Annotated in this window: 16 protein-coding genes; 5 read left to right on the top strand and 11 right to left on the bottom strand. The window is 34.4% G+C overall.

What is annotated here, in order from left to right; genetic code table 11:
- Nucleotides 1-911: 911 nt before the first annotated feature.
- The 3 genes from F6K40_RS21500 to F6K40_RS21510 form a co-directional block, all read right to left on the bottom strand.
- Nucleotides 912-1,394 carry a DUF2656 domain-containing protein gene (locus F6K40_RS21500; protein WP_293139144.1) on the bottom strand — a complete coding sequence of 161 codons (483 nt, stop codon included), beginning with the start codon at nucleotides 1,392-1,394 and terminating at the stop codon, nucleotides 912-914.
- Nucleotides 1,395-1,626: 232 nt separating this feature from the next.
- Nucleotides 1,627-1,776: a hypothetical protein gene (locus F6K40_RS21505; RefSeq protein WP_293139145.1), complete on the bottom strand. Its 150-nt coding sequence runs from the start codon at nucleotides 1,774-1,776 to the stop codon at nucleotides 1,627-1,629.
- Between the two features lie 186 nt (nucleotides 1,777-1,962).
- A complete protein-coding gene (locus F6K40_RS21510) occupies nucleotides 1,963-2,316 on the bottom strand; it encodes a DUF6653 family protein (protein WP_293139146.1) in 354 nt (117 codons plus the stop codon).
- Between the two features lie 278 nt (nucleotides 2,317-2,594).
- Here F6K40_RS21510 and F6K40_RS21515 point away from each other — a divergent pair, with 278 nt between their 5' ends.
- Nucleotides 2,595-4,145: a leucine-rich repeat domain-containing protein gene (locus F6K40_RS21515; RefSeq protein WP_293139147.1), complete on the top strand. Its 1,551-nt coding sequence runs from the start codon at nucleotides 2,595-2,597 to the stop codon at nucleotides 4,143-4,145.
- Nucleotides 4,146-4,587: 442 nt separating this feature from the next.
- On the opposite strand, the gene F6K40_RS21520 is transcribed toward F6K40_RS21515, so the two are convergent.
- Entirely contained in the window at nucleotides 4,588-5,094 is a 507-nt protein-coding gene (locus F6K40_RS21520; RefSeq protein ID WP_293139148.1) for a DUF6653 family protein, read from the bottom strand.
- Nucleotides 5,095-5,221: 127 nt separating this feature from the next.
- On the opposite strand from F6K40_RS21520, the gene F6K40_RS21525 reads away from it, so the two are divergent.
- Nucleotides 5,222-5,458, top strand: coding sequence for a hypothetical protein (locus F6K40_RS21525; RefSeq protein WP_293139149.1), 237 nt, complete (start codon nucleotides 5,222-5,224; stop codon nucleotides 5,456-5,458).
- Between the two features lie 154 nt (nucleotides 5,459-5,612).
- On the top strand, nucleotides 5,613-7,949 hold the full coding sequence (locus tag F6K40_RS21530; RefSeq protein ID WP_293139150.1) for a COR domain-containing protein: 2,337 nt from the start codon (nucleotides 5,613-5,615) through the stop codon (nucleotides 7,947-7,949).
- A gap of 118 nt (nucleotides 7,950-8,067) precedes the next feature.
- Here the strand turns inward: F6K40_RS21530 and F6K40_RS21535 are convergent, their stop codons facing one another.
- The 4 genes from F6K40_RS21535 to mutS all read right to left on the bottom strand — a co-directional run bounded on the left by F6K40_RS21535 (nucleotide 8,068) and on the right by mutS (nucleotide 12,521).
- Nucleotides 8,068-8,730 carry a Uma2 family endonuclease gene (locus F6K40_RS21535; protein ID WP_293139151.1) on the bottom strand — a complete coding sequence of 221 codons (663 nt, stop codon included), beginning with the start codon at nucleotides 8,728-8,730 and terminating at the stop codon, nucleotides 8,068-8,070.
- Between the two features lie 53 nt (nucleotides 8,731-8,783).
- Nucleotides 8,784-9,227, bottom strand: coding sequence for a PIN domain-containing protein (locus F6K40_RS21540; protein ID WP_293139152.1), 444 nt, complete (start codon nucleotides 9,225-9,227; stop codon nucleotides 8,784-8,786).
- Nucleotides 9,227-9,463: a hypothetical protein gene (locus tag F6K40_RS21545; protein WP_293139153.1), complete on the bottom strand. Its 237-nt coding sequence runs from the start codon at nucleotides 9,461-9,463 to the stop codon at nucleotides 9,227-9,229. The genes F6K40_RS21540 and F6K40_RS21545 overlap by 1 nt, the downstream gene beginning before the upstream one ends.
- Before the next feature lie 340 nt (nucleotides 9,464-9,803).
- A complete protein-coding gene (gene mutS / locus F6K40_RS21550; protein WP_293139154.1) occupies nucleotides 9,804-12,521 on the bottom strand; it encodes a DNA mismatch repair protein MutS in 2,718 nt (905 codons plus the stop codon).
- 1,045 nt (nucleotides 12,522-13,566) lie between these two features.
- Here mutS and F6K40_RS21555 point away from each other — a divergent pair.
- Both F6K40_RS21555 and F6K40_RS21560 read left to right on the top strand, forming a co-directional pair.
- A complete protein-coding gene (locus F6K40_RS21555; protein ID WP_293139155.1) occupies nucleotides 13,567-14,397 on the top strand; it encodes a class I SAM-dependent methyltransferase in 831 nt (276 codons plus the stop codon).
- Nucleotides 14,398-15,420: 1,023 nt separating this feature from the next.
- A complete protein-coding gene (locus F6K40_RS21560) occupies nucleotides 15,421-16,908 on the top strand; it encodes an RNA-guided endonuclease InsQ/TnpB family protein (RefSeq protein ID WP_293139156.1) in 1,488 nt (495 codons plus the stop codon).
- Here F6K40_RS21560 and F6K40_RS21565 read toward each other — a convergent pair.
- The 3 genes from F6K40_RS21565 to F6K40_RS21575 form a co-directional block, all read right to left on the bottom strand.
- Nucleotides 16,900-17,103 (bottom strand): rod-capping linker protein CpcD domain-containing protein, encoded by a 204-nt coding sequence (locus F6K40_RS21565; RefSeq protein ID WP_293139157.1) that lies wholly within the window; start codon nucleotides 17,101-17,103, stop codon nucleotides 16,900-16,902. The genes F6K40_RS21560 and F6K40_RS21565 overlap by 9 nt on opposite strands.
- 398 nt (nucleotides 17,104-17,501) lie before the next feature.
- Complete coding sequence (gene apcB / locus F6K40_RS21570; RefSeq protein ID WP_293139158.1) at nucleotides 17,502-17,987, bottom strand: allophycocyanin subunit beta; 486 nt, start codon at nucleotides 17,985-17,987, stop codon at nucleotides 17,502-17,504.
- Between the two features lie 170 nt (nucleotides 17,988-18,157).
- Nucleotides 18,158-18,643 carry an allophycocyanin subunit alpha gene (locus F6K40_RS21575; RefSeq protein WP_293139169.1) on the bottom strand — a complete coding sequence of 162 codons (486 nt, stop codon included), beginning with the start codon at nucleotides 18,641-18,643 and terminating at the stop codon, nucleotides 18,158-18,160.
- Nucleotides 18,644-19,659 lie beyond the last annotated feature (1,016 nt).

Here is a 19,659-nt window from a genome sequence, read left to right on the forward strand (position 1 = left end):
GGGTTTGGAAACCAAACCCCTACATTTTTTTTGACAAATCATTATCTAAATGAGTTAGGCAAGAAGATTTTTCATTTCTACAAAATTTGGTTTTCCAATCCGATATTAGGTTGGATTTGGAGACCAAACCCCTACATTTTTTTTGACAAATGATTATCTAAATGAGTTAGGCAAGAAGATTTTTCATTATCCGATATGAGGTTGGGGAAAGGAGACCAAACCCCTACATTTTTTTTGACAAATCATTATCTAAATGAGTTAGGCAAGAAGATTTTTCATTTCTACAAAATTTGGTTTCTCAATCCGATATTAGCCTGGGTTTGGAGACCAAACCCCTACATTTTTTTTCACAAATCATTATCTAAATAAGTTAGGCAAAAATATTTTTCATTTCTACAAAATTTGGTTTCTCAATCCGATATTAGGTTGGGGAAAGGATACCAAACCCCTACATTTTTTTGACAAATCATTATCTAAATGAGTTAGGCAAGAAGATTTTTCATTTCTACAAAATTTGGTTTTCCCATCCGATATTAGGTTGGGTAAAGGAGACCAAACCCCTACATTTTTTTTGACAAATCATTATCTAAATGAGTTAGGCAAGAAGATTTTTCATTTCTACAAAATTTGGTTTTCCCATCCGATATTAGGTTGGGTAAAGGAGACCAAACCCCTACATTTTTTTGACAAATCATTATCTAAATGAGTTAGGTAAGAAGATTTTTCATTTCTACAAAATTTGGTTTTCCCATCCGATATTAGCCTGGGTTTGGAGACCAAACCCCTACATTTTTTTTGACAAATGATTATCTAAATGAGTTAGGCAAGAATATTTTTCATTATCCGATATGAGGTTGGGGAAAGGAGACCAAACCCCTACATTTTTTTTGACAAATGATTATCTAAATGAGTTAGGCAAGAATATTTTTCATTTCTACTTTGAAAATATTTTCAATTGTTTTACCGGCTGTTTTTTCATCCCACTCGAGAGTATTGAGAAAAGTTTCTGCTGCATGAGTTTCTACCACATCAATACCCCATTCTCCTGATTGGAGAGTATCAGGAGAATCACTCAATGGAGGAGTTTTTTTCAAACCTCCTAGAATCAATACATCAACAATTAAATCCTTGCCATTTTTTTGAGTTATCCGTTTTTCTATTAATGCTTGAGCGCATTTTTCACCAACTTGATGCGGAGCAAAAACCTGAGTTTCAAATAAAACTTCTACCACCCAATGGGGATGATTTAATTGCCGACATTTGAGCGCTGGATATTTGCTTAAACCATCGATAAATACTTGAGCAAATTCGGCACGGTTTAATTCAGGTAGTGTATTTTCTGAAAGTTCAAAATTGTGAGAAAGTAACATTCTTCCGGTTTGAGATTCAGTCATTTCAGTTATTAGTTATTAGTTATCATTTATCAGTTATCAGTATCTCATGCAATAGGGAGATTTGAAATACTGAAATTTACTTTTTTTTCCCATAAAAGGAGAGAGTTGAGACCCTATTTTTTCCTCATTTTTTTCTGTGTCCTTTGCACAGTCAACTTTAAATTACAATTCTATATATTACCAGAGGATGTTCTAAATTCATAATTTTGAATTCTAAATTCTTAACCTATGACTACTTTCTCCACAATAATAAAACTACAAATACTGACAGTAAAATTACTTCTGTTCCTAATAAACCATAAATAGTTTCTTGCTGTTGTTGGGTAAAAGCAAAATAATCTAGAAAAACTGTATAAATCAAAAATTGAGAAATAATTACCACTAAAAAGCCAATAATATCATGTCCGGATCAGAGCGTGATAAAAAAACTTTCTCTTCATTTATAGCTTAAAATTCCCTCCTCTTCCCTCATAACTCATAACTCATAACTCATAACTCATTACTCCTCCATTTTTATTTATAACTATTCAACCGGACATGATATAATTCCCCAAGGTTTCCTCTGCCATTACAACCAACTCCGATATTCAGAATTATTATCTTTCATTTCTTCGTATAACCAAATCATGCGATCAAGAAACCACATTTTACCTAAAATGACCAGAATAACTCCTGATAATGTCGGCCAAATATTCAATTGAATTAATCCCCAAATACAAAATGGTAAACCCACAAAAGAAATGAAATTAAGAATATTAATCATCGGTTGATGATGTTTGGGAATTTCAATATTTTGACGGTTTAAGCAGACTCTTTCTCCTAAGACTGCTTTAGAAAACCAATTATTTTTTAGGTAGGTTTTGGGTAAGTTTGCGGATTTATCCAGGTCCAAAGAATCAGAATAATAAAGGGAATTAGACACCACCAATTAACCCAAGTTCGACTTCAAATAGAAACAACAATTAAGGGTAATATGGGAAATCTAGTTAATACACTCCAGGGATTAGGATGATTGGCCTAAACTTCATCTGTGATTTGAAAGAAGTTAGGGATTTTTTGTTCGGTTGTCATAATAATTTTTGTATCTTTAAGAAAATTATCAATTAAAAAGTTACCAGATAATAGCTGAATTTGATATAATAATCTTTAGTAAAAAAAATAGTTATTCTCTCCTCTAAGTAAAGTAAGGGATAAAAAATTATGACAACAAAACGTTTACCACAAATTTTTCAAGAAAAAATACAAGCTGCTAAAGACAACAAACTTAAGGAGTTAGACTTAAGTAATAATTTGAATAGCGATGAAAAATTAACTGAAATTCCTAGTGAGGTTTGGGGGTTAGAGCAGCTAGAAGTATTAAATTTAAGAGGTAATCAATTAACAAATATCCCGGAATCAATAGTTAAACTCACCAATTTAACTAGGCTTGATTTAAATTACAATCAATTAACATTTATCCCAGAATCGATAGTTAAACTAACGAATTTAACTGTGCTTGATTTAAGTTTTAATCAATTAACATTTATCCCAGAATCGATAGTTAAACTAACGAATTTAACTGTGCTTGATTTAAGTTTTAATCAATTAACAGATATCCCGGAATCAATCACTAAGCTTACCAATTTATCTGAACTTAATTTAAGTTTTAATCAATTAACAGATATCCCGGAATCAATCGCTAATCTTACCAATTTAACTAAGCTTAATTTGAGTTTTAATCAATTAAAAACTATTTTGGACTCGATCGTTAAACTTACAAATCTAACTTGGCTTAATTTAAGAGATAATCACTTAAGAACTATTCCGGAATCAATCACGAAACTAATTAATTTAACTTGGCTTGATTTAAGTAGTAATCAATCAAAAAATCTCCCGGATTCAATCACTAATCTTGCGAATTTAAGACAGCTTTTTTTGAGTAGCAATCAATTAAATTTTATCCCGGAATCAATGGCTGAATTTACCAATTTAACCGTGCTTGATTTAAGTTTTAATCAATTAACATCTATCCCGGATTCAATCGTTAATCTTACCAATTTATCCGAGCTTAATTTGAGTATTAATCAATTAAAATTTATCCCGAAATTAATTACTCAACTTACCAATTTAACTTGGCTTGATTTAAGTAGTAATCAATTAACATCTATCCCGGAATCAATCGCTAATCTTACCAATTTAACTTGGCTATCTTTAAGTATTAATCAATTAAAAACTATCCCGAATTCAATTACTAAACTTACCAATTTAACTAAGCTTAATTTAAGAGAAAATCAATTAAAAACTATTCCGGAATCGATCGCCAAACTAAGCAATTTAACTGAGCTTAATTTAAGAAATAATGAATTAAAGTTTTTCAATAACTCAATCATTAAACTCACCAATTTAACTGTGCTTGATTTAAGTGGTAATCAATTAAAAATCATCCCGGAATCGATAGTTGAACTCACCAATTTAACTGAGCTTAATTTAATAGATAATCCCCTGGAAACTCCACCAATAGAAATTGCTAAAAAAGGGATAGAAGTAATTAGAGAGTATTTCCAAGAAATAGAGAAACCCCAAAAATTGGGATTTTTAGATTTCTTGACTTGGATGCAGAATGGGCAAATTATTTTCATCTTAATTTCTTCTATTATTGGGGTTACTTTGCTGATTATTTATCCTAAGTTATATCCAGACGGATTACCAGAATGGGTGCCAATTCAAGAGATAATTCCAGTTCCAGAAAAAGAAAATAAATCAGATAGTTAAAAAACCAGAAATCGGGTTTGTATTAGATATCTCACTTAAAAAATGTAGACCCTACTATAACGAAGTGTAATATCATGTCCGGTTGAATAGTTATAAATAAATGAGGGAGGAGTCAGGAGTCAGGAGACAGGAGTCAGGAGGGAAGAAAGGAGAAAGAAAGGTATAAAAAGAAGAAAGTTTTTTTATCACTAATTATCCGGACATGATATAAAACACCGCTAATCATAAAGTCTAATAATTAAAGTGCCCTGCAGCATTACCTAAGACACCCTATTGCCGTGTCAAGCTTAAATAGTGCAATAGTAGGGGCGGGTTTCTCTGTTAAATTAACGAGGTTTCACCTAAAGTTAGATAAACCCGCCCCCCAATAATGTAACGCATAACTAATAATAGAATATGTGTCATTAAGTGAAATTTACTTAGCTTGTTTCTTAGCTAGTTTCTAATACAACCAACTCCGATATTCAGAGTTATTATCTTTCATTTCTTCGTATAACCAAACCATGCGATCGAGAAACCACATTTTACCTAAAAGTACCAGAATAATTCCTAATAAAGTCGGCCAAATATTCAATTGAATTAATCCCCAAATACAAAATGGTAAACCAACAAAGGAAATTAGATTCAGAATATTAATCATGGGTTGATGATGTTTGGGAATTTCTATTTTTTGACGGTTTAACCAGACTCTTTCTCCGAATACTGCTTTGGAAAACCAATTATTTGTTGATGTTGGTTTGGGAAAAATTCGCGGATTTATCCAAGTCCAGATCATGGCAATAATAATGGGAATTAGACACCACCAATTAATCCAAATTCGACTCCAAATAGAAACAATAATTAAGGGTAATATGGGAAATCGAGTTAATCCACTCCAGGGATTAGCGTGACGTGCCCAAACTTCATCTGTCATTTGAAATAAATTAGCGATTTTTTGTTCGGTTGTCATAATAAAAATTTTGATTTTTCAGGAAGTTATCAATTAAAATTTTACCAGATAATAGCTGAATTTGATATGATAATCTTTAGGGATAAATAGTTATTCTATGCTCTGAAAAAGTAACGGAGAAAAAATTATGACAATAACAGATTGCTTAGAAATACAAAATCAGACTCTTCGTATTCTGGTAGCTTTAGCAAATAAGAGGACGGAAAGAGGAGAAGAACGAGAACAAACCTTTCAATCTATTGCAAAGGATTGGGAAGAAATTGCAGATGATGAAGCTGCAATTCGTGCTTTAAAAATAGAAAACCAGCATCTTTTAGATATTTTAGAGAATAAACAACAAAAAGACAAGCTTCCTGAAAGTTAGGCAAGTAGGGGAATGGGGGAGTCGGGGAGAAGTCAAAGTATTTATAAGAATTTTTTGTAGGTTTGGTTGAAGTAAGAACGTTTTGATGGTTGCGGAGAATCAATATTTGTATTTGTAGGTATTATAGTAGTTGTAAAAATTATTTTATTGAGCTATGACTTCTCCTAAAAGAAATAAGCAGAATCAGATACCACGACGTTTTCGAGAAAGAATACAAGCTGCTAAAGACAACAAACTTAAGGAGTTAGACTTAAGTAATTATTATTCGAGCAGAGATGATGAAAAATTAACTGAAATTCCTACTGAAGTTTGGGAGTTAGAGCAGTTAGAAGTATTAAATTTAAATCGTAATCAATTAACAACTCTCCCGGAATCAATCTCTAAACTCACCAATTTAACTCGGCTTTATTTAAGAGATAATCAATTAACAACTCTCCCGGAATCAATCTGTAAACTCACCAATTTAACTTGGCTTATTTTGAGTAATAATCAATTAATAAATATCCCAGAATCAATGACTAAACTCACCAATTTAACTTGGCTTACTTTGAGTAATAATCAATTAAAAACCATCCCGGAATCAATCACTAAACTCACCAATTTAACTCAGCTTGATTTAAGACATAATCAATTAAAAACTATCCCGGAATCAATTACTAAACTCACCAATTTAACTCAGCTTGACTTAAGATATAATCTCCTGGCAACTCCACCAATAGAAATTGCTAACAAAGGAATAAAAGCAATTAGAAGGTATTTCCAACAAATAAAAAAAGAAGGAACAGATTATCTCTACGAAGCCAAATTACTAATTCTTGGAGAACCCGGAGCTGGTAAAACTACTCTAGCTAATAAAATTAAAAACCCAGACTATCAACTACGGGATGAAGATACAACCAAAGGAATTGAAGTTCATCAGTGGAATTTCAAGACAACAAATCAACATGACTTTCAGATGAATATTTGGGATTTTGGCGGACAAGAAATTTATCATACTACCCATCAATTTTTCCTGACCAAACGCTCATTATATATTCTTGTTGCTGATAGTCGTAAAGAAGATACAGATTTCTATTATTGGCTGAATGTAGTAGAATTATTGAGCGATAATAGCCCTTTATTAATTGTCAAAAACGAGAAGCAAAACCGCAAGCGAGAAATTAATCAACGGGCATTGCAAGGTCAATTTTCTAATATCAAAGAAATTTTAGCTACGAATCTTGCTACTAACCGAGGATTAGAAAAAATAAGAACAGATATCCAACATTACATCAGTAATTTACCTCATATTGGTAGTGCCCTTCCTAAGACTTGGAAAAAAGTCCGTGAAGTATTAGAAACAGATGGTCGTAACTATATCAGTTTGAGAGAATATTTATCTATTTGTGAAGAGAATGGCTTTAAGAAACGAGAAGATAAATTACAATTAAGTGGCTACTTACATGACTTAGGAGTTTTTCTTCATTTTCAAGATGACCCGTTGTTAAATAAAACAGTTATTCTCAAACCAGAATGGGGAACAGCCGCAGTTTATAAAGCTCTAGATAATCCAAAAGTTCAGGATAACCTTGGCAAGTTTACCAGGGATGATTTAACCAATATTTGGCATGAAGATAAATATGCCAATATGCACGCTGAACTACTCCAATTAATGATTAAATTTAAACTTTGCTATAAAATTCCTGGTATTTATCAAACCTATATTGCACCTCAACTTCTAACAGAAAATCAACCAGGATATAACTGGGATGAAAGTAATAATTTGATTTTCCGTTACACTTACGAATTTATGCCCAAGGGAATAATTACTCAGTTTATTGTAGCGATGCACAAGTATATTGATGAGCAAAAATATGTTTGGAAAACTGGAGTTATTCTCAAGAAAAATCGAGCCAGAGCAGAAATAATTGAATATTACGGTAAGAGAGAAATAAAAATTAGGATTTCTGGGCAGGAAAAACGGGATTTAATGACTATTGTGACTTATGAGTTAGATAAAATTCATAGTTCTTACAATGATCGACTCAAATATAATAAATTAATTCCTTGTAATTGTGCGACTTGTAATAATAATCAGAATCCTTACTTCTACAACTTTAGAGAATTAAAAGAACGAATTAGCAATCACAAATATACCACTGAATGTGGTAAACCTCCTTATCATACAGTTAATGTATTAAGTTTAATTGATGATGTAATAGATAAAGAGCAGATTAGGAATTTTTTAGAGTTTAATGATAATGATGTTATTGGCAGTCCAACTATAAATTCTCCTCAGCAAAAAATAGAGGAACCGAAAAAATTTGGATTTTTAGATTTCTTGACTTGGATGCAGAATGGGCAAATTATTTTCATCTTAATTTCTTCTATTATTGGCGTTATTTTGCTGATTATTTATCCTAAGTTATATCCAGATGGATTACCAGGATGGGTAAAGCCAATTCAAGATATTATTCCAGTTCCACAAAAAGAAAATGAATCGGATGATTAAAGAAGTAGAAATTGGAAATGTAGGTTGGGTAGAACGACAGTGAAACCCAACAAAACTTTGATTGTTGTTAGACTTCTGTTGTTGGGTTTTTCCGTTGGAAATGCTCCGCAAACGTTCCTCAACCCAACCTACATTTATTACTTCTTTCTTCTTCCTTACTTCTAATTTTTACTTTAAAATCCCAAATAGCATCAAAAGGTTCATCCCAATCTAGATAACTAACTAATAAATCTAAATCCAGATTTAGTAATAACTGACTATTATTTTTCTGCAAATACTCACAATTTTCTAGGCAAAAAACCTGTAACTTTCCATTTTGCCAAAACCCAACTTCAGAAACTCCTAAACCTTGATAAATTTCTAAAGTTTGAATTCCCCCGCTAGTAGTAACAACTTCAATTGCTAAATCGGGAATCTCTTTTTTACTACCAATACAATAACATTGCTCTGGCTCAATACCTTTGAATTTATCTTGAGATTTCAAAGTTGTAGAACCTAACGGATAGAAATAAATCCCTGTTTCTAAACAATAATTTTCTACCAACATCCCCAACGTTTTCTTGTAAATCTCATGGCGACTACTAGGAGATATAACTTGTAAAGTTCCTCGATCATAAATAACTTTAAAATAAGGAGAATTCCCCAAATAATCTAATAAATTTTCATAAATATTCCAGGTTATATCAGTAGAAATTAATAAGCGGTCGCTATCAATATCGTCACAATTTAAGTATTCTATAAGTTTGACAAAAGATTGGGGATTAGCTGATGAAACTACCATAAAATCAACCTCTCATAACTTCATTTTACTGATCAAATTTAGTATTTTGGTATTTACAGATATTTATTTGAGATATTTGTTGAAATATCTGGAGTTAAACACTCAAAATCGGCGATCGCTTTAATTAGTTCTCTATGAGAAGAGACAAAACAATCTGTTAAGCCCAACTTAGCTGTAAGAAAAATTTCTATATCTTCTGTGGGGATATTTCCTGTTAAATTAATTTCTTTTAAGAGATTCCGCCACTCTGCATCAGGAGTTAGATAAAAGATGTTTAGATTTGACCAAATAAGACTAAGAACTAAACCAGCTTTGTCTTTATTCCATACATATTTACCTACTCGCCGGATTTGGTCAATTAACTCAGGAGATAAAATAATTTCAGCTTCAATTTGAGTATATTGTTTACCATAGTAACCTATAGATTCAAGAATTTTTGCCTCATCTGAATTAATATAAACATTTGTATCAAGACATAAACGTTTGATTTTAGACATTATTTTATTCTCTCTTTTTCCTGAAGCATTTCTAATTTAACTTTCTTGATTAGGTCGAGTATCTTTTCCTTAGAATCATATCCTTTGGCTTTTGCTATTTCCCGCATAATTTCAAATTCATCTGGCTCATTTTTGGCAACAAGAATAATATCTATTTCGCCATTACTAAACTCTGGAGGAACAGTGATTTTTACTTCTCCATTTTTCACTGTTCCTGTTGTTTGTATAATTCTCATTTCGTACCTCGTATCTATGACTTAATAATTGAAATTTCACCTAAGTATAGCATCCTTTTTTCAAAACTTCAGAAACACCTAAGCATTGATAAATTTCTAAAGTTTTAATTCGTCCGCTAGTAATCATAATTATAAGTATTCAATAGGAAATTTAGGTTTGGTAGAACGAAGTGAAATCCAATACTCACTTTATTGTTCTTGGGTTTCGGTTCCTCAACCCAACCTACTGCTATGGAAACCAGAAACCGGGTTTGTCTAAAAGACTCCAATATCAACATTTACCTCTGAAAAACCCGGTTTCTTTTGTCGCTGATAACTGATAACTGTTAACTGATAACTGTCACAATAAACTATCTCCAAATTCCTGACTAAAAATATCCAACTGCTCCAAAGTTATTACCTCTTCTATCACCTCTTTCTCCTCTTTTTTCTTAACACCTTTCCGCAAACCAATTGCTATTTTACTATGCTTTTCAATTTGCTCCATTACCTGTCTTGCTCGTGCAATAACCGAATCTGGCAAACCCGCTAACCTCCCCGCTTCAATACCATAAGATTTATCCGCTCCACCAGGTTGTACTTGATGCAAAAATACAATTTTATCCGGCAATTCTTTCACCGTTACCTGATAATTTGCCACATTATCCAAAATAGAAGAAAGCTCATTTAATTCGTGATAATGAGTAGCAAAAATTGTCCGAGATTTTATTTCCGTTGCTAAGTATTCTGCCACAGACCAAGCAATAGAAATTCCATCAAAAGTTGCCGTTCCTCTACCAATTTCATCTAATAAAACTAAAGACTTTTCCGTAGCATGATTTAATATATTTGCCGTCTCATTCATCTCCACCATAAAAGTTGATTGTCCTGTTGCTAAATCATCCACAGCTCCCACACGAGTAAATATCCGATCGCTCACCCCCAAAATAGCAGAACTTGCCGGAACAAAACTGCCAGTTTGTGCCATTAATTGAATCAATCCTACCTGTCGTAAATAACAACTTTTTCCACTAGCATTCGGACCAGTTAATATTATTAAATCCGGCGCAGAATCAGCAGTAATTCCCTCATCATTTTCCTCTAAATTTTTACTTCCTAATATGGCAGTATTCGGCACAAAAAAACCAGCAGGTAAATACTTTTCCACCACCGGATGCCGACCTTCAATAATTTTCAATTCTCGACTATCAACCATCGTCGGACGAACATAATTTTGATAAACTGCCACCTCTGCTAAACCACACAAAACATCAAGAGCAGCCACAGCACGAGAAATATTTCTAATTTCCTCAGCGTGTTCCCCTATCTCATTTCTCAAAGCAACAAAAATATCATATTCCAATTGATTCAAATCATCTCGCGCCGTCAAAATTCTCACTTCTCTTTCCTTTAATTCCTCAGTAATATAACGCTCCTCATTAGTCAAAGTTTGCTTGCGAGTATAATCATCCGGCGCCAAATCTGCCTTAGATTTAGAAATACTAATGTAATAACCAAAAGCCTTATTATAACCAACCTTTAAATTAGCAATTCCCGTCCTTTCTCTCTCCGTAACTTCCAAATTAGCAATCCATTGTTGGTCTTCTTCAGCTAACCCCCGCATCTCATCTAATTGTACATTTACACCATAACGAATTAACCCACCTTCCTTTAAATGTTGAGGAGGAGATTCAACCAAAAAAGAATGTATTTTATTCCCCAATTCTTGTAAAATTGGAGGTAAACTTTGCAACACTTTTAAATAAGGAGAATTACCCTCAGATGCTAAAGCAGAAAGTTCTGGAAGTTTAGTCAGAGAATCAGCTAAAAAAACTAAATCTCTAGCATTAGCAGTACCAGCACCAGTCCGCCCCGTCAGACGTTCCAAATCATAAATTTGACGCAATATTCTTTGGATATCTTGACGCAAATCATTATTACTTATTAGTTCGTCAATAGTGTCATGTCTAGCACGAATACCCTTCAAATTCAAAAGTGGTTGCACTAACCACCGCCGTAAAGCACGCCCCCCCATCGCTGTGCTAGTCTTGTCGATCGCCGACAATAACGAACCATGATAACTACCATCTCTAACCGTTTGCGTAATTTCCAAATTCCGGCGACTCTGGTGATCGAGAATCAAAAAATCTGCCATAGTATAACTACGCAGACGTTGTAGGGGAACTTGATTTTCCTTTTGAGTTTCCTCCAGATATTCCAATAACCCCCCCGCTGCCCGCACACCCAATGGAATATGTTCGCAACCAATACCCTCCAAAGATGTCAGTTGAAATTTCAGCAACAGTCTTTCCTTTGCTTCCCCCAGAGTAAAAGGTTGTTGCGGACGAAAAGAATAACAAAAAGAATTAGGCAAACATTCTGGAAGATGCTCTGACTTTTCTCCCGGACGCAACATGAAACCAATATCCGGTGCGTTCGTGGGAAATAATACTTCCGAAGCTTGCAAACGCATTAATTCTTGGGTAAGTTGATCTAAACCTTGAGTTTGCGTAGTCAAAAATTCGCCCGTCGAAATATCAGTGTAAGCAAGTCCCCAATGATTTTTGGCAATGACGACTGCTGCTAAATAATTATTGTAACGAGGTTTCAGCATACCGTCATCAGTAAGAGTTCCGGGAGTAAGAATACGAGTAATTTCACGCTTGACTTGACGGTTTTCTTTTTGAGCAATAGCAGAATCTTCAACTTGATCGCACACCACCACCGCATAACCTTTCTCTACTAACATCGCTGCATATTTTTCCACCGCATGGTGAGGAACTCCAGTCATCGGAACTCTACCAATTTCCTTACCCGCGTGCTTACTCGTTTGTACTAACTCTAATTCGTGCGCGATCGTCACAGCATCCTGAAAAAAACATTCAAAAAAATCACCTACTCGAAACAACAAAAGAGCGTGGGGATATTGTTGCTTAACTTCCACATAACGCTGCATCATTTCTGACAGTTTGCTAACATCAAGTTGACTGTAATCTGCATTAGGAGCGAGAGAATCTTCAGCTTGATTTTGTTTAGCTTTTAATGATTTTTTAGTAGATGTAGAAGCGGAATATTTCATAATTATTAGGGAATAGGGAATAGATAATAAAAATATTCTAAATTTTTTCAGAAACTTAACTAATAAAAGTTTTAATTATTAGAGACAACATAATTGTTTTTTAACACAGAGTTTGAAAAAATGCAACTTACATATTACGGCACTACTGTGTGTAACACAGGCTTCCAGCCTGTAACAACCTGGAAGGTTGAACTGCCACTCATTACTCAATAAAATTTTGTACCTGACTAACTCTGAAATTGCTGTAATTAGAGATAGTTTAAATTATCCACTATCCATTATCAATTAATCAAGGCATTCATCTATAAACTCAATCTCGTTTCCTGAATTATTAATTATTAATTATTAATTATTAATTCTCTACTATGTGTAACACAAGCTTCCAGCCTGTAATAACCTGGAAGGTTGAACTGCCACTCATTACTCAATAAAATTTTGTACCTCACGCGCCTCCGAAATTGATGTAATTAGAGATAGTTTGAATTATCCACTATCCATTATCAATTAATCAAGGCATTAATCTATAAACTCAATCTCGTTTCCTGAATTATTAATGATTAATTATTAATTATTAATTCTCTACTATCTGTAACACAGTCTTCCAGCCTGTAACAACCTGGAAGGTTGAACTGCCACTAATTACTCAATAAAATTTTGTACCTGACTAACTCTGAAATTGCTGTAATTAGAGATAGTTTGAATTATCCACTATCTATTATCAATTAATCAAGGCATTAATCTATAAACTCAATCTCGTTTCCTGAATTATTAATGATTAATTATTAATTATTAATTCTCTACTATCTGTAAAACAGGCTTCCAGCCTGTAACAACCTGGAAGGTTGAACTGCCAAAATTACTAAATAAAATTTTGTACCTCACTAACTCCCAAATTGCTGTAATTAGAGATAGTTTGAATTATCCACTATCGATTATCAATTAATAAAGGCATTAATCTATAAACTCAATCTCGTTTCCTGAATTATTAATTATTAATTATTAATTATTAATTATTAATTCTTTTTCCTTCTTCCTTAATTATGATATGAATAATCAACTAAAATTAGACCCATACAAACAAAAATTAGCTGAAGTTTATGACAATACTCGAAGCCAAAACTACGACCAAAGTAAATGGCTTTTTCAAATTACCCATCGTTTAGTTGAATCTGTAGAAATTAAACCAGGAGATAAAGTTTTAGATATTGCTACTGGAACAGGTCATGTCGCTATTAAAGTTGCTCAATTAGTAGGTAATTCTGGTTGGGTTGTGGGGGTAGATTTGTCTACTAAAATGATTGAGCAAGCTAGAAAAAAAGCTATAGCATTAAATCTAAAAAACATTGAATTTCAGTTAGCAGATGGAGAAAATATAAACTTTCCAGATAATAGTTTTAATCTCATTTTATGTGCTAATGCTTTTCCACTAATGATAGATAAAGAAGCTACTTTACGTTTGTGGTCAAAATTTCTCAAACCAGGAGGCTTCATCGGTCTTCATAGTATAGCTGAAACAGGTTTTACAAATATAGTTGTTTTGAAAAAAATTTTGGAAAATCATCGAATAAATATTGATTTTTTCCAATTATCAAATACAGTAAATACTATCGAAAAATACGAGAATTTATTGAGACAGGCAAACTTAGAAGTAATCTTTGTTAAAACAGAAACTCATGGCAGTTATCGCAGTTTAGAAGAGACGAAAAAAAAGTGGAATTTTGTTTATTATCCTTCTCCAGTAAATAATCCTCATCCATTTACAAAACTTTCTTCAGAAGAAATAGAAGCAATTAAAGCTGAATTTGAACTAGAATTAGAAAAGTTAGCTACACCAGAAGGAATTTGGAATAATGGTACTACTTTTTTAGTATTGTAAAGTTTTATTGATTTTATAGAAAAACTTATGAAAACAACTAAAAATATCTTAGACTGAGAGAGGATTGCAGAACAGCTCGTTAAATGTTTACAGGAGGGATTAACATCAAAAGCTAGTTTTTTAGACTGGGACGACTTACCAGTTGATCAAAAAGGTGTCAAACACAGAGAAGCGTGGGGTTTACGAGTGAAAAGAGGACTTTATCAAGCAACAAAAATGGTGTCAAATACAATGAGTCATGTCAATGTTCGTTTAAACACCGATACGAAAAGTAGTCCCAAACGCTTTTAGCAATGGGATAGAGGGTGTTGTAGTTCACCCCGTTAAGGTAACACTTAATTAAAACTAAATCAAAAAATATTTTTCTATAGATTTAGTAACTATTAGGTCGCAAACCAGATTAGTCAATAACTAGGGTTGGCTGAAAAAGTCTTATGGATGAGGGTAGGAGTCAGGAGTCAGGAGTCAGGAGTCAGGAGGAATGGGGAATTTCGAGGAGGCAGGAGGAAGAATTATCACTTGATTTTTCGGCCTTTGTCAACCCAAAATCCTAACTTTATGCAGCTCTTTAGAATAAAAATCTTGTACTTTTTCAAGACTTAAAAAGACTAAAACTTTTATCTATCAATGCTTTTAGATTTAATCAGCAAGCCCTCACTAAAATTAGTTGGTAAGATTTAGCCGTCAGTTTCTCTACTTCCTAAAACCATATAAAAAAAGAGGCCATTAAAACCTCTCTTTGCTTGAAACCTAATTTTTTCCTTCATTAATTGATAATGAATAATTAATAGTGGATAATTAAAACTATCTCTAATTATCAATTATCAATTATCCATCTCTAATTATCAATTATCCATTATCCATTATTTTAACTCCCCCGGCGGGAAGTCCCGCGCTCTCCATCCCCCCTAACCCCCCTTGGAAAGGGGGGAGGGGAGCGTCGTATGGGAAAGCCGGGCCTTATGTTTGTGGTTTGTCATTGATTTTGATATAATAGCTAAAGTATAAAGGTCGATACAGATTATGCTACTGAAATACAAGTACAAGCTCAAACCCCATAAAAGCCAAACGGCAATTATAGCTAATTGGTTGGAATTAGCTCGAAGACAATATAATTACCGTTTAGCTGAAAGGTTGAACTGGTTTGAAGCAACACGCACACCAGTAAATGCTTGTCCTCTTAATGTTTCAGTAGTAGTAGGGACGTTGCATGCAACGTCCGTACAGCAAATCTATCAAAATATTCCCGAATTTAGAACACAAACACGGGACGGTAGAAAAAAGGACATTAGTGGTAATCCGATAACAAGGAAAGGCGATAAGCATCCCAATATAGTAAATGGGTATGTTTCTTGGGAAACGGTGCAACTAGCAGATTTACCACAGACTAAAAAACTATTCCCTGAATATAAGTCTATGCACTCTCAGGTGTTGCAAGATATTATTCAGCGCGTACAAACTACTATGGATAATTTTGCCAAACCTGACAAAAATGGTAAAACCAGTGGTAGACCTAAATTTAAAGGTAAACATTACTATAACTCATTTAGTTATCCCCAGTTATCAAATACCAACATTGTCAAAAATGCTAACGGTCGGTATTGTGTCAATCTACCAAAAGTTGGTTTAGTCCCTTTTGTCTTCAATCGGCAAATACCGAAGGGGTTCAAGGTGAAAACAGGTACAGTAATTCGTGAAGTTGATGGATGGTATATCAGTTTGACGATAGAAGACAAGACCGTACCTTTGAGGCGTGTAGAAATTCAACCCACTGAAAAAAACTCTAAGGGTATTGATTTAGGACTGTTACACTATGCTGTCACCAGCGATGGTGAGTTCATAGAAGTGCCTAAGTTTTTCAGATTCTCTGAGCATCGCTTGTCTAAACTTCAGGTCAGATTAGCCAGGAAACAAAAACATTCCAAGGCTTGGAAAATTCTCAAACGCAAAATAGCAAAACTACATCAATTAATAGCTAGACAACGTTTGGATTGGCAATTCAAGCTGGCTTATCACTTGTTTAGTAATGTAAGTGTCATATTTGTAGGTCTTCTACAAATATCTAACCTAGTTCGACGTTGCAAAGCTAAATTAGGAGATAATGGTCAGTTTTTACCAAATGGCCAATCAGCCAAGTCAGGATTAAATAAGTCTTTGCAGGATGCAGCGTTTGGGCAGTTTGTTCAGGTTCTAGAATATGTTGCCTGGAAACTCGGCAAGAGAATTATCAAAGTAGACCCAAAAGGTACATCTCAACATTGTTGGGAATGTTTGAGAAAAGTCTCTAAAAGCTTATCCGACCGTTGGCATTCTTGCCCTGAATGTGGACAAGAACTAGATAGGGACTATAACTCAGCACTCCTAATACAAAAAATAGGATTGCTATCAACACAGGAGGAGGACATCACTTCTGTTAAAACTGCGGTCAGAGCTGCTCTGGCTGAAGAATCCCGCGCTCTCCAACCCCCCTTTGGAAGGGGGGAGGGGAGCGTCGGGAGTATGTCAAAGTAACCCAGTATTTACCCCTTGTTTACCAGTAGCCAACTCTACCTTGACAATTTTACCACCCATTTTCATAATTCTTTGCTGTTCCCGGAACCAGCTATCATAAGGAACAAGCTTAGTAAAGTAGGTATTTTGTAATTCTCGTTGAGTACGAGTCCGACTTAGACTAGGAACACAAGCTGTAATCTTAAACTGTCTCATGTTACAAATTTCTCCTAATAAATATTAATGAGGATTATTTTCAAATCCTTTATAAAACATTTAAACCAAACAGTCAAATTTTATTATCTAATAATTTTTTATAAGTATTGATATTGAGAACAACATTGCTATTATTCACAGCAGGTAAACTGGACAAATCACTACTTAAATCTAAATTATTTAATTATGCGATCGCTTCAGCTTCAAATCTAAAAATATCGAAGGCAAGGGACTCATAGAATCAATGCTAGTTCACTAAAACTTAATAAATTAAATAATTCAATAAGCCTTTGGTAATCTAACACTAACTCTAGGTTTCCCTAGCCTCGAAATACAACATCAGTCAAAACAAAAGAGAAAATCTACTCTTTTTTTTATCTTGATTACTGATTTCCAAATTAGCTTAAACCGGAGCAGATGTAGTCAAAGTAAACACCCATTTCCTTACCAGCATCAGGGCCTACTAAACCAGCAGTAACTTCCTTCATAGCTTGAATAGCTTGTACAGTTGCACCGATAGGTACACCTAGAGAGTTGTAGGTTTCTTTTAAACCATTTAATACGCGCTCATCTAAAATGGAAGGATCGCCTGCGAGCATAGCGTAAGTAGAATAACGCAGATAATAATCCAAGTCACGGATGCAAGCAGCATAACGACGAGTGGTATACATATTACCACCAGGACGAGTAATATCAGAGTAAAGTAGAGACTTAGCTACAGCGTCCTTAACGATAGTTGCAGCATTAGCGCTAATAGCAGTTGCAGCCCCAACTCTTAGCTCACCTGTGGTAAAGTAGGTAGTAAGCTTATCTAGAGCGTCGGCATCAAGGTATTTACCTTGAACATCAGAAGAATTGATAACGGAGGTAATTGCGTCTTGCATTGTTGATTGATTTCCTTAAAATTGCTGAATCTTCAAAATTATTGGATAAGTAAAGGCCAGGATTTTAGATGTTCTATCGTAGACTTAAACTTGATATTTCCGGTATTTCTAAATTCTTGAAATCTTCCAGTCTCATCAAATTTTATCTAATACCTAAAATATATTTAGCCTTAACCCATAGCACCGATAACATAGTCAAAGTAAGTAGCAGCTTCCTTAGCATCATCGGCAGGGAGAAGGGAAGAAGCGACACTCTTCATGCAACGAACGCCTTCAGCAACAGCTTCAATAGGAGTTCCCAAAGACTTATACATTTCACGAACACCTACAAGTCCGATCTCCTCAATAGGAGTAACATCTCCAGCGACAATACCGTAAGAAATCAAACGTAAATAATAATCCAGATCCCGCAAGCAAGTAGCAGTCATCTCTTCACCGTAGGCATTACCGCCAGGAGAAACAACATCAGGGCGCTTTTGGAATAGTTGGTTACCAGCTTCCTTAATGATCCGCTCGCGAGATTCACTCATAATTTGAGCAATCTTAACACGGTTTGCTCCAGATTTAACAAAATCTTTGATTCGATCTAATTCACCGGGACTCAAATAACGAGCCTCAGCATCTGCATTAACAATTGATTTAGTAACAATACTCATGCTTGATTCCCACAGAGTTAAGGTAAAAGGTTGCTTGACATACTCCCAAGGTTGCCCATAACTTGACAACACATGGGACACTTCGACTCAAATATATTTGAATCGCTATTTATACAGAGGTGATGTCGTCCCCCTGTTTTTTTCTCAAACATTATGGCTTTCATTCCCAACTCCCTTACAGGAGAATGGCAATGGGGGTGGGTTACGCTTCTCTCCACATCCGTTTTTTTTCTCGGATTGGCCACCAGCGACAACAATATTTGTAGTTTATGTCTTCCTACTTAATTAATCAAAAAGTTACCCGCTTATGGGCAAGGCACTTATCCCTATCTTTCGGTAAGAAGGACAAATCCCCTCTGACATAACTACCTTTAGCAAGTATTTTGAAGCATTTTGTTCACTTTCTCATTATTTCCTTAATAGTTTGTAATATTTCGATAGAAATTTCTGGTTTTTAGGTCCAAAACCCGCCAAAATCCTCACAAATGACAAATAATTAAAAACTATTGGCAATATCTGCCCTTTTTATTTAATTTGCGATCGCAGACAAGAGGCCAAGTATATTCTCTAGATTGAAGGCCACTATACTTAGGGTCTGCTGAAAAAATCTTATGGGTGAGGGTAGGAGACAGAAGACAGGAGACAGAAGACAGGAGACAGGAGGAGTAAGGAATTTAGAGAAGGCAGGAGGAAGAATTATCCCTTGGTTTTTCTGCCTCGCCTTAACCCAAAATTATAACTTTATGCAGCTCTTGCGTAGCAAAAATCTTGTCCTTTTTCAAAAAAAAAACGGCTAAAGCCTTTATCTGTCAATACTTTTAGATTTAATCAGCCAGCCCTAGTTATGGTCTACTGAATAAATTGATTGCTGGGGGTAGGACACGGGGACGTGGAGATGGAAGAGCAGGCAAAATTCATGCATTATTGGTTACTAAGGCTTTTAGGAGGCATGTAACTGCAAAATATTATTCCTGCCATCCTGCACGAGTTATAGAGCAAGTCAGAAGTTATCCATA

Source organism: Okeania sp. SIO3I5, from assembly GCF_010672085.1.
In the GTDB taxonomy this organism is placed as follows: domain Bacteria; phylum Cyanobacteriota; class Cyanobacteriia; order Cyanobacteriales; family Microcoleaceae; genus Trichodesmium.

Bases quoted from the DNA above. Each gene is read 5' to 3' on its own strand.
- F6K40_RS21525 (WP_293139149.1), top strand. From the start codon at position 5,222: ATGACAATAACAGATTGCTTAGAAATACAAAATCAGACTCTTCGTATT.
- mutS (WP_293139154.1), bottom strand. From the start codon at position 12,521: ATGAAATATTCCGCTTCTACATCTACTAAAAAATCATTAAAAGCTAAA.
- apcB (WP_293139158.1), bottom strand. From the start codon at position 17,987: ATGCAAGACGCAATTACCTCCGTTATCAATTCTTCTGATGTTCAAGGT.
- F6K40_RS21515 (WP_293139147.1), top strand. From the start codon at position 2,595: ATGACAACAAAACGTTTACCACAAATTTTTCAAGAAAAAATACAAGCT.
- F6K40_RS21540 (WP_293139152.1), bottom strand. From the start codon at position 9,227: ATGTCTAAAATCAAACGTTTATGTCTTGATACAAATGTTTATATTAAT.
- F6K40_RS21555 (WP_293139155.1), top strand. From the start codon at position 13,567: ATGAATAATCAACTAAAATTAGACCCATACAAACAAAAATTAGCTGAA.
- F6K40_RS21560 (WP_293139156.1), top strand. From the start codon at position 15,421: ATGCTACTGAAATACAAGTACAAGCTCAAACCCCATAAAAGCCAAACG.
- F6K40_RS21575 (WP_293139169.1), bottom strand. From the start codon at position 18,643: ATGAGTATTGTTACTAAATCAATTGTTAATGCAGATGCTGAGGCTCGT.
- F6K40_RS21530 (WP_293139150.1), top strand. From the start codon at position 5,613: ATGACTTCTCCTAAAAGAAATAAGCAGAATCAGATACCACGACGTTTT.
- F6K40_RS21535 (WP_293139151.1), bottom strand. From the start codon at position 8,730: ATGGTAGTTTCATCAGCTAATCCCCAATCTTTTGTCAAACTTATAGAA.
- F6K40_RS21565 (WP_293139157.1), bottom strand. From the start codon at position 17,103: ATGAGACAGTTTAAGATTACAGCTTGTGTTCCTAGTCTAAGTCGGACT.
- F6K40_RS21500 (WP_293139144.1), bottom strand. From the start codon at position 1,394: ATGACTGAATCTCAAACCGGAAGAATGTTACTTTCTCACAATTTTGAA.
- F6K40_RS21520 (WP_293139148.1), bottom strand. From the start codon at position 5,094: ATGACAACCGAACAAAAAATCGCTAATTTATTTCAAATGACAGATGAA.
- F6K40_RS21545 (WP_293139153.1), bottom strand. From the start codon at position 9,463: ATGAGAATTATACAAACAACAGGAACAGTGAAAAATGGAGAAGTAAAA.